This window comes from Phenylobacterium sp. CCH9-H3, assembly GCF_001557235.1.
GTDB lineage: Bacteria > Pseudomonadota > Alphaproteobacteria > Caulobacterales > Caulobacteraceae > Phenylobacterium.
Map to the genome: position 1 here is coordinate 1 of NZ_LSJI01000115.1, position 8,484 is coordinate 8,484.

8 protein-coding genes are annotated in these 8,484 nt (G+C 71.9%); 4 read left to right on the top strand and 4 right to left on the bottom strand.

All coding sequences use genetic code 11. From position 1 onward, the window contains the following. The 4 genes from ccmI (AX721_RS11355) to AX721_RS11340 form a co-directional block, all read left to right on the top strand. The coding region (gene ccmI / locus AX721_RS11355; protein ID WP_082769842.1) for a c-type cytochrome biogenesis protein CcmI at window positions 1-1,049 on the top strand (1,049 nt) is incomplete at its 5' end. Then, entirely contained in the window at window positions 1,046-1,543 is a 498-nt protein-coding gene (gene ccmE / locus AX721_RS11350; RefSeq protein WP_068876120.1) for a cytochrome c maturation protein CcmE, read from the top strand. The genes ccmI (AX721_RS11355) and ccmE (AX721_RS11350), both read left to right, overlap by 4 nt. Then, window positions 1,540-3,504, top strand: coding sequence for a heme lyase CcmF/NrfE family subunit (locus AX721_RS11345; protein ID WP_068876121.1), 1,965 nt, complete (start codon window positions 1,540-1,542; stop codon window positions 3,502-3,504). The genes ccmE (AX721_RS11350) and AX721_RS11345 overlap by 4 nt, the downstream gene beginning before the upstream one ends. After that, window positions 3,501-3,971: a cytochrome c-type biogenesis protein gene (locus AX721_RS11340; protein ID WP_068876122.1), complete on the top strand. Its 471-nt coding sequence runs from the start codon at window positions 3,501-3,503 to the stop codon at window positions 3,969-3,971. The genes AX721_RS11345 and AX721_RS11340 overlap by 4 nt, the downstream gene beginning before the upstream one ends. Window positions 3,972-4,513: 542 nt before the next feature. Here the strand turns inward: AX721_RS11340 and AX721_RS11335 are convergent. The 4 genes from AX721_RS11335 to ccmI (AX721_RS11320) all read right to left on the bottom strand — a co-directional run. Beyond that, window positions 4,514-4,984 (bottom strand): cytochrome c-type biogenesis protein, encoded by a 471-nt coding sequence (locus AX721_RS11335; RefSeq protein WP_068876122.1) that lies wholly within the window; start codon window positions 4,982-4,984, stop codon window positions 4,514-4,516. After that, the gene (locus AX721_RS11330) at window positions 4,981-6,945 is read right to left on the bottom strand and encodes a heme lyase CcmF/NrfE family subunit (protein ID WP_068876121.1); all 1,965 of its coding nucleotides are present in this window, start codon (window positions 6,943-6,945) and stop codon (window positions 4,981-4,983) included. Before AX721_RS11330 ends, AX721_RS11335 begins: the two co-directional genes overlap by 4 nt. After that, complete coding sequence (gene ccmE / locus AX721_RS11325) at window positions 6,942-7,439, bottom strand: cytochrome c maturation protein CcmE (RefSeq protein ID WP_068876120.1); 498 nt, start codon at window positions 7,437-7,439, stop codon at window positions 6,942-6,944. The genes AX721_RS11330 and ccmE (AX721_RS11325) overlap by 4 nt, the downstream gene beginning before the upstream one ends. Next, window positions 7,436-8,484: c-type cytochrome biogenesis protein CcmI (gene ccmI, locus AX721_RS11320; protein WP_082769842.1), on the bottom strand; the 1,049-nt coding region annotated here is incomplete at its 5' end. The genes ccmI (AX721_RS11320) and ccmE (AX721_RS11325), both read right to left, overlap by 4 nt.

Here is an 8,484-nt window from a genome sequence, read left to right on the forward strand (position 1 = left end):
CCGCCGTTGCGGCGGGCCTGATCCTGTTCCGCGCCGCAGGCGCCGCCGCCCAGGCCGAGGCCGCGGACCCTGCGCCGGGCCTGTATCGCCGCCAACTCTCCGAGATCGACGAACTCGCCGAGCGCGGCCTCATGGGCGAGGCGGAGCGCAAGGCCGCCCATGCCGAGGCGGCGCGGCGCCTCCTGGCTGCCGCCGACGCGCCGCAACAGGCCTGGAACGCCGATCCCCGCGCCCGCCGCGCCGTGTTGCTGGCCGTTGCTGCAGCGCCCGCGGTGGCGCTGGGGCTCTACCTGTCCCTGGGCGCCCCCGGCTTTGGCGACCAGCCTTTCGCCGCCCGCCTGGAGAGGTGGCGCAACTCCGACCTTTCCACCCTGACGGCGCCGGAGATCGCCGCCGTCCTGCGCGAGGCCACGACCGAGCGGCCGCGGGAGGCCGAGGGGTTCCGGCTACTGGGCCTGGCCGAGGGCGCCTCGCAGAACCCAGTGGCCGCCGTGCGCGCCCTGCGTCGCGCCGCGGAACTGGCGCCGCAACGGCCGGACATCTGGCAGATGCTGGGCGAAGCCGAGGTGTTCGAAGCCCAGGGGAAGGTCGATGCCGATGCGCAGGCCGCGTTCTCGCGCCTGCTGGCCCTGGACCCCCAGAACCCCACCGCGCGCTTCTTCCTGGCCTCGGCCAAGGCCGACGCCGGGCGCGCCGACGAGGCGGTCGCCGACCTGCGCGCGCTACTGGCGGATCTGCCGCCGGACGAGCCTGAGCGTCGGGCCGCCGTCGAGGCGGAGATCGCCAAGCTGATGGGCAAGCCGGCGCCGGCGACCCGCGACCCGCAGCAACTCGCCATGATCCAGGGTATGGTGGCCAGCCTGGCCGCCAAGCTCGAGGCCAATCCCGACGATCCCGAAGGGTGGGTGCGGCTGGTTCGCGCCTATGCCGTCCTCGGCGATACTGCCAAGCGCGACGCCGCCTACGCCAGCGCCCGGGCCCGCTACGCCGGGCGCGACCAGGCGGTGCAACAACTCGATGAGGCCGCCCGCGCGGAGCCGATGCCATGAGCTTCCTGCCGAAATCCCGCAAGGCGCGCACGCGCCTGCTCCTGCTCTCCGTGATCGCTCCGGTCGTGGCCGTCGCCGTCGGCCTGACCCTGTGGGGGATGCGGGACTCGATCTCGCTGTTCTACACGCCATCCCAGGCCGCCGCGGCCAAGCCCGAACCGGGGCGCGCCATCCAACTCGGCGGGTTGGTGAGCGCGGGTTCTGTGGTGAAACATCCGGACGGGCGGGTGGAGTTCACGGTGCAGGACAACGTTTCGTCCGACCGCGTGCATTACCAGGGCGACCTGCCGGACCTCTTCCGCGAGGGGCAGGGGATCGTCGCCGAGGGGGCCTACCGCGCCGACGGCGTGTTCGAGGCCAAGCGGGTGCTCGCCAAGCACGACGAGACCTACATGCCCAAGGAAGTCGCCGACGCGCTCAAGGAACAGGGGGAGTGGCGGGGCGAGGGCGCGCCGCCGCCCTCCTACGGCGGAAAGGCGCAGAGCGGCACATGATCGCCGAAGCCGGCGCTTTCGCGCTGATCCTGGCGCTGGCGCTTTCGATCGCCCAGGTCCTGCTGTCGGTGGCCGGCCGTTTGCGCCGGTCGGCCCCGCTAGCCGGTGCGGGCGAAGGCGCGGCGCTGGCGGCGTTCCTGGCCGTGGCCGTAGCCTTTGCCGCCCTGATGCACGCCTTTGTGGTCTCGGACTTCTCGGTGGAGAACGTGGCCGCCAACTCGCATTCCGCCAAGCCGCTGCTGTACCGCGTGGCTGGGACCTGGGGCAGCCACGAGGGCTCCATGCTGCTGTGGTGCCTGGCCCTGACCGGCTTCGGCGCGGCGGTGGCGGGGCTGGGGCGCGACCTGCCGCGCGGCCTGCGGGCGATGACGGTGGCGACGCAGGGTCTGCTGGGCACGGTGTTCCTGGCCTACACGGTGTTCGCCTCCAACCCGCTGGCGCGGCTGCTGACGCCGCCCGCCGAGGGGCGCTCGCTCAATCCGCTGCTGCAGGACCCGGCGCTCGCGGTCCACCCGCCGTTCCTCTACGCCGGCTATGTCGGCATGTCGGTGGTGTTCTCGCTGGCCGTGGCGGCCCTGGTGGAAGGCCGGATCGACGCGGCCTGGTCGCGCTGGGTTCGCCCCTGGGCTCTGGCTGCCTGGAGCATGCTGACGGTCGGCATCACCCTCGGCGCCTTCTGGGCCTACTACGAGCTGGGCTGGGGCGGCTGGTGGTTCTGGGATCCGGTGGAGAACGCCAGCTTCATGCCCTGGCTGATCGCCACGGCCCTGCTCCACTCGGCGGTCGTCACCGAGAAGCGCGGCGCGCTCGCCGGCTGGACCGTGTTCCTGGCGCTGGCGGCGTTCACCTTCTCGATGCTGGGGGCCTTCCTGGTGCGCTCCGGCGTCCTGACGTCGGTCCACGCCTTCGCGGTCGACCCGACCCGGGGCGTCCTGCTGCTGATCATCCTGGCGGTCACCGCCGGGCTGGGCTTCAGCCTCTTCGCCTGGCGTGCGCCGACCCTCGGACAGGGCGGCCTGTTCGCCCCGGTCAGCCGGGAGAGCGCCCTGGTGCTCAACAACATCCTGCTGGCGGCGGCGACGGCCACCGTCCTCCTCGGCACGCTCTACCCCCTGATCCGCGAGGCGATGAGCGGAGAGGCCATTTCCGTCGGGCCGCCCTACTTCAACCTGACCTTCACCCCGCTGATGGCGGCGCTGTTGATCCTGCTGCCGGCTGGGCCGTTGCTGGCCTGGAAGCGGGGGGACGCCAAGGGCGTCGTCCAGCGGCTCTGGATCGCGGCCCTGGCCGCCGCGGCCACCGGCCTGCTGGCGCTGGCCCTCGTCAGCCCCAAGAAGGCGTTCGGCGTGCTGGGCGTGGCCTTGGGCGGCTGGCTGATCGCCGGCGCCCTGGCCGAGATCGCCGAGCGCACCCGCGCGTTCAGGGCGCCCGCGGCCGAAACCTGGCGGCGGCTCACCGGCCTGCCGCGCGGCGCCTGGGGCATGACGCTGGCGCACCTAGGCCTGGGCGTCTTCGTGCTCGGCGCGGTCTTCGAGACCACCTGGAAGGTCGAGGCCGCCGAGGCCTTGCCGGTGGGCGGCAGCCTGGACGTCGGCGCCTATCACGTGACGCTCGAGGCCGTGCGGCCGGTGACCGGGCCGAACTACGACGCTGACCGAGGGGCCATCGCCGTCACGCGCGGCGGCCGACCGGTATGCCAGGCGGCGCCCGAACGACGGCTCTACACCGTCGGTGGGCAGACCACGTCGGAGGTGGGCCTCTGTTACCGCGGGATGAGCCACATCTATGTGGTGCTGGGCGAGCGGCGCGACGGCGGGACGTACCTCGTCCGCGCCTACTGGAACCCCTGGGCCAGCCTGATCTTCCTCGGCCCGGCGATCATGGCCGTGGGCGGCCTGATCTCGCTCTCGGACCGGCGCCTGCGACTGGGTGTCGGGCGGCGGAAGGCGCGTGCGGCATGAGGCTGCGGCTCATCCTGGCGGCGCTGGCGGGGGTGACCTGCATCGCGGCCGCGTCCGACCCCGCCGAACGGCTGCCCGACCCGGCGCAGGAAGCCCGGGCGCGCGAGATCTTCCGCGATGTGCGCTGCCTGGTCTGCCAGAACGAGTCGATCGACGACAGCGAGGCCGAGCTGGCCCACGACCTGCGGCAGATCGTCCGCGAGCAGGTCAAGGCGGGCAAGAGCGAGACGCAGATCAAGGCGTTCCTCACCGACCGCTACGGCGAGTTCGTCCTGCTGACGCCAAGATTCTCCGTGGACAACCTCGCGCTCTGGGGTGTCCCGTTCGCCGTGGTCGCCGCCGGCGTCGCGCTCCTGTTCGTCCGGCTGCGGAAGCGCACGTTGGACGCAGAACTGACACCCTTGGAAGCGGAACGCTTGCGCCGCCTGGACGAGGGGGAAACACCCCGACACGATCCCGCCAAATAATGGACGCGAAGCCGCGCCATGAGCGCGGTAGGCGAGAGTGGAGGCCGATCAGCCGAATGCGCGCACCGACGTTTGGGCGAGCCCTTCTTTTCTGCTGCGTCTGGAACAGGAGAGCTCGGCGTGACCTAAACGTAACTTGAGGGGCGTTGCACTTCGGTGCATCCGACCTAGGTTGTTTGGGCGCGATCCGCATTCTCGAACGGGTCGCGCAGGGAAACGAAGGCTTATGACTTCCAAGAAGACCGGTTACCTCCTGGGCGCTGTCGCCGGCGCCGGCGACAGCGCCCAGGAGGTAACCGGTCTTCTTGGAAGTCATAAGCCTTCGTTTCCCTGCGCGACCCGTTCGAGAATGCGGATCGCGCCCAAACAACCTAGGTCGGATGCACCGAAGTGCAACGCCCCTCAAGTTACGTTTAGGTCACGCCGAGCTCTCCTGTTCCAGACGCAGCAGAAAAGAAGGGCTCGCCCAAACGTCGGTGCGCGCATTCGGCTGATCGGCCTCCACTCTCGCCTACCGCGCTCATGGCGCGGCTTCGCGTCCATTATTTGGCGGGATCGTGTCGGGGTGTTTCCCCCTCGTCCAGGCGGCGCAAGCGTTCCGCTTCCAAGGGTGTCAGTTCTGCGTCCAACGTGCGCTTCCGCAGCCGGACGAACAGGAGCGCGACGCCGGCGGCGACCACGGCGAACGGGACACCCCAGAGCGCGAGGTTGTCCACGGAGAATCTTGGCGTCAGCAGGACGAACTCGCCGTAGCGGTCGGTGAGGAACGCCTTGATCTGCGTCTCGCTCTTGCCCGCCTTGACCTGCTCGCGGACGATCTGCCGCAGGTCGTGGGCCAGCTCGGCCTCGCTGTCGTCGATCGACTCGTTCTGGCAGACCAGGCAGCGCACATCGCGGAAGATCTCGCGCGCCCGGGCTTCCTGCGCCGGGTCGGGCAGCCGTTCGGCGGGGTCGGACGCGGCCGCGATGCAGGTCACCCCCGCCAGCGCCGCCAGGATGAGCCGCAGCCTCATGCCGCACGCGCCTTCCGCCGCCCGACACCCAGTCGCAGGCGCCGGTCCGAGAGCGAGATCAGGCCGCCCACGGCCATGATCGCCGGGCCGAGGAAGATCAGGCTGGCCCAGGGGTTCCAGTAGGCGCGGACGAGGTACGTCCCGCCGTCGCGCCGCTCGCCCAGCACCACATAGATGTGGCTCATCCCGCGGTAACAGAGGCCCACCTCCGACGTGGTCTGCCCACCGACGGTGTAGAGCCGTCGTTCGGGCGCCGCCTGGCATACCGGTCGGCCGCCGCGCGTGACGGCGATGGCCCCTCGGTCAGCGTCGTAGTTCGGCCCGGTCACCGGCCGCACGGCCTCGAGCGTCACGTGATAGGCGCCGACGTCCAGGCTGCCGCCCACCGGCAAGGCCTCGGCGGCCTCGACCTTCCAGGTGGTCTCGAAGACCGCGCCGAGCACGAAGACGCCCAGGCCTAGGTGCGCCAGCGTCATGCCCCAGGCGCCGCGCGGCAGGCCGGTGAGCCGCCGCCAGGTTTCGGCCGCGGGCGCCCTGAACGCGCGGGTGCGCTCGGCGATCTCGGCCAGGGCGCCGGCGATCAGCCAGCCGCCCAAGGCCACGCCCAGCACGCCGAACGCCTTCTTGGGGCTGACGAGGGCCAGCGCCAGCAGGCCGGTGGCCGCGGCGGCCAGGGCCGCGATCCAGAGCCGCTGGACGACGCCCTTGGCGTCCCCCCGCTTCCAGGCCAGCAACGGCCCAGCCGGCAGCAGGATCAACAGCGCCGCCATCAGCGGGGTGAAGGTCAGGTTGAAGTAGGGCGGCCCGACGGAAATGGCCTCTCCGCTCATCGCCTCGCGGATCAGGGGGTAGAGCGTGCCGAGGAGGACGGTGGCCGTCGCCGCCGCCAGCAGGATGTTGTTGAGCACCAGGGCGCTCTCCCGGCTGACCGGGGCGAACAGGCCGCCCTGTCCGAGGGTCGGCGCACGCCAGGCGAAGAGGCTGAAGCCCAGCCCGGCGGTGACCGCCAGGATGATCAGCAGCAGGACGCCCCGGGTCGGGTCGACCGCGAAGGCGTGGACCGACGTCAGGACGCCGGAGCGCACCAGGAAGGCCCCCAGCATCGAGAAGGTGAACGCCGCCAGCGCCAGGAACACGGTCCAGCCGGCGAGCGCGCCGCGCTTCTCGGTGACGACCGCCGAGTGGAGCAGGGCCGTGGCGATCAGCCAGGGCATGAAGCTGGCGTTCTCCACCGGATCCCAGAACCACCAGCCGCCCCAGCCCAGCTCGTAGTAGGCCCAGAAGGCGCCGAGGGTGATGCCGACCGTCAGCATGCTCCAGGCAGCCAGAGCCCAGGGGCGAACCCAGCGCGACCAGGCCGCGTCGATCCGGCCTTCCACCAGGGCCGCCACGGCCAGCGAGAACACCACCGACATGCCGACATAGCCGGCGTAGAGGAACGGCGGGTGGACCGCGAGCGCCGGGTCCTGCAGCAGCGGATTGAGCGAGCGCCCCTCGGCGGGCGGCGTCAGCAGCCGCGCCAGCGGGTTGGAGGCGAACACCGTGTAGGCCAGGAACACCGTGCCCAGCAGACCCTGCGTCGCCACCGTCATCGCCCGCAGGCCGCGCGGCAGGTCGCGCCCCAGCCCCGCCACCGCCGCGCCGAAGCCGGTCAGGGCCAGGCACCACAGCAGCATGGAGCCCTCGTGGCTGCCCCAGGTCCCAGCCACGCGGTACAGCAGCGGCTTGGCGGAATGCGAGTTGGCGGCCACGTTCTCCACCGAGAAGTCCGAGACCACAAAGGCGTGCATCAGGGCGGCAAAGGCTACGGCCACGGCCAGGAACGCCGCCAGCGCCGCGCCTTCGCCCGCACCGGCTAGCGGGGCCGACCGGCGCAAACGGCCGGCCACCGACAGCAGGACCTGGGCGATCGAAAGCGCCAGCGCCAGGATCAGCGCGAAAGCGCCGGCTTCGGCGATCATGTGCCGCTCTGCGCCTTTCCGCCGTAGGAGGGCGGCGGCGCGCCCTCGCCCCGCCACTCCCCCTGTTCCTTGAGCGCGTCGGCGACTTCCTTGGGCATGTAGGTCTCGTCGTGCTTGGCGAGCACCCGCTTGGCCTCGAACACGCCGTCGGCGCGGTAGGCCCCCTCGGCGACGATCCCCTGCCCCTCGCGGAAGAGGTCCGGCAGGTCGCCCTGGTAATGCACGCGGTCGGACGAAACGTTGTCCTGCACCGTGAACTCCACCCGCCCGTCCGGATGTTTCACCACAGAACCCGCGCTCACCAACCCGCCGAGTTGGATGGCGCGCCCCGGTTCGGGCTTGGCCGCGGCGGCCTGGGATGGCGTGTAGAACAGCGAGATCGAGTCCCGCATCCCCCACAGGGTCAGGCCGACGGCGACGGCCACGACCGGAGCGATCACGGAGAGCAGGAGCAGGCGCGTGCGCGCCTTGCGGGATTTCGGCAGGAAGCTCATGGCATCGGCTCCGCGCGGGCGGCCTCATCGAGTTGTTGCACCGCCTGGTCGCGCCCGGCGTAGCGGGCCCGGGCGCTGGCGTAGGCGGCGTCGCGCTTGGCAGTATCGCCGAGGACGGCATAGGCGCGAACCAGCCGCACCCACCCTTCGGGATCGTCGGGATTGGCCTCGAGCTTGGCGGCCAGGCTGGCCACCATACCCTGGATCATGGCGAGTTGCTGCGGGTCGCGGGTCGCCGGCGCCGGCTTGCCCATCAGCTTGGCGATCTCCGCCTCGACGGCGGCCCGACGCTCAGGCTCGTCCGGCGGCAGATCCGCCAGTAGCGCGCGCAGGTCGGCGACCGCCTCGTCGGCGCGCCCGGCGTCGGCCTTGGCCGAGGCCAGGAAGAAGCGCGCGGTGGGGTTCTGGGGGTCCAGGGCCAGCAGGCGCGAGAACGCGGCCTGCGCATCGGCATCGACCTTCCCCTGGGCTTCGAACACCTCGGCTTCGCCCAGCATCTGCCAGATGTCCGGCCGTTGCGGCGCCAGTTCCGCGGCGCGACGCAGGGCGCGCACGGCGGCCACTGGGTTCTGCGAGGCGCCCTCGGCCAGGCCCAGTAGCCGGAACCCCTCGGCCTCCCGCGGCCGCTCGGTCGTGGCCTCGCGCAGGACGGCGGCGATCTCCGGCGCCGTCAGGGTGGAAAGGTCGGAGTTGCGCCACCTCTCCAGGCGGGCGGCGAAAGGCTGGTCGCCAAAGCCGGGGGCGCCCAGGGACAGGTAGAGCCCCAGCGCCACCGCGGGCGCTGCAGCAACGGCCAGCAACACGGCGCGGCGGGCGCGGGGATCGGCGTTCCAGGCCTGTTGCGGCGCGTCGGCGGCAGCCAGGAGGCGCCGCGCCGCCTCGGCATGGGCGGCCTTGCGCTCCGCCTCGCCCATGAGGCCGCGCTCGGCGAGTTCGTCGATCTCGGAGAGTTGGCGGCGATACAGGCCCGGCGCAGGGTCCGCGGCCTCGGCCTGGGCGGCGGCGCCTGCGGCGCGGAACAGGATCAGGCCCGCCGCAACGGCGG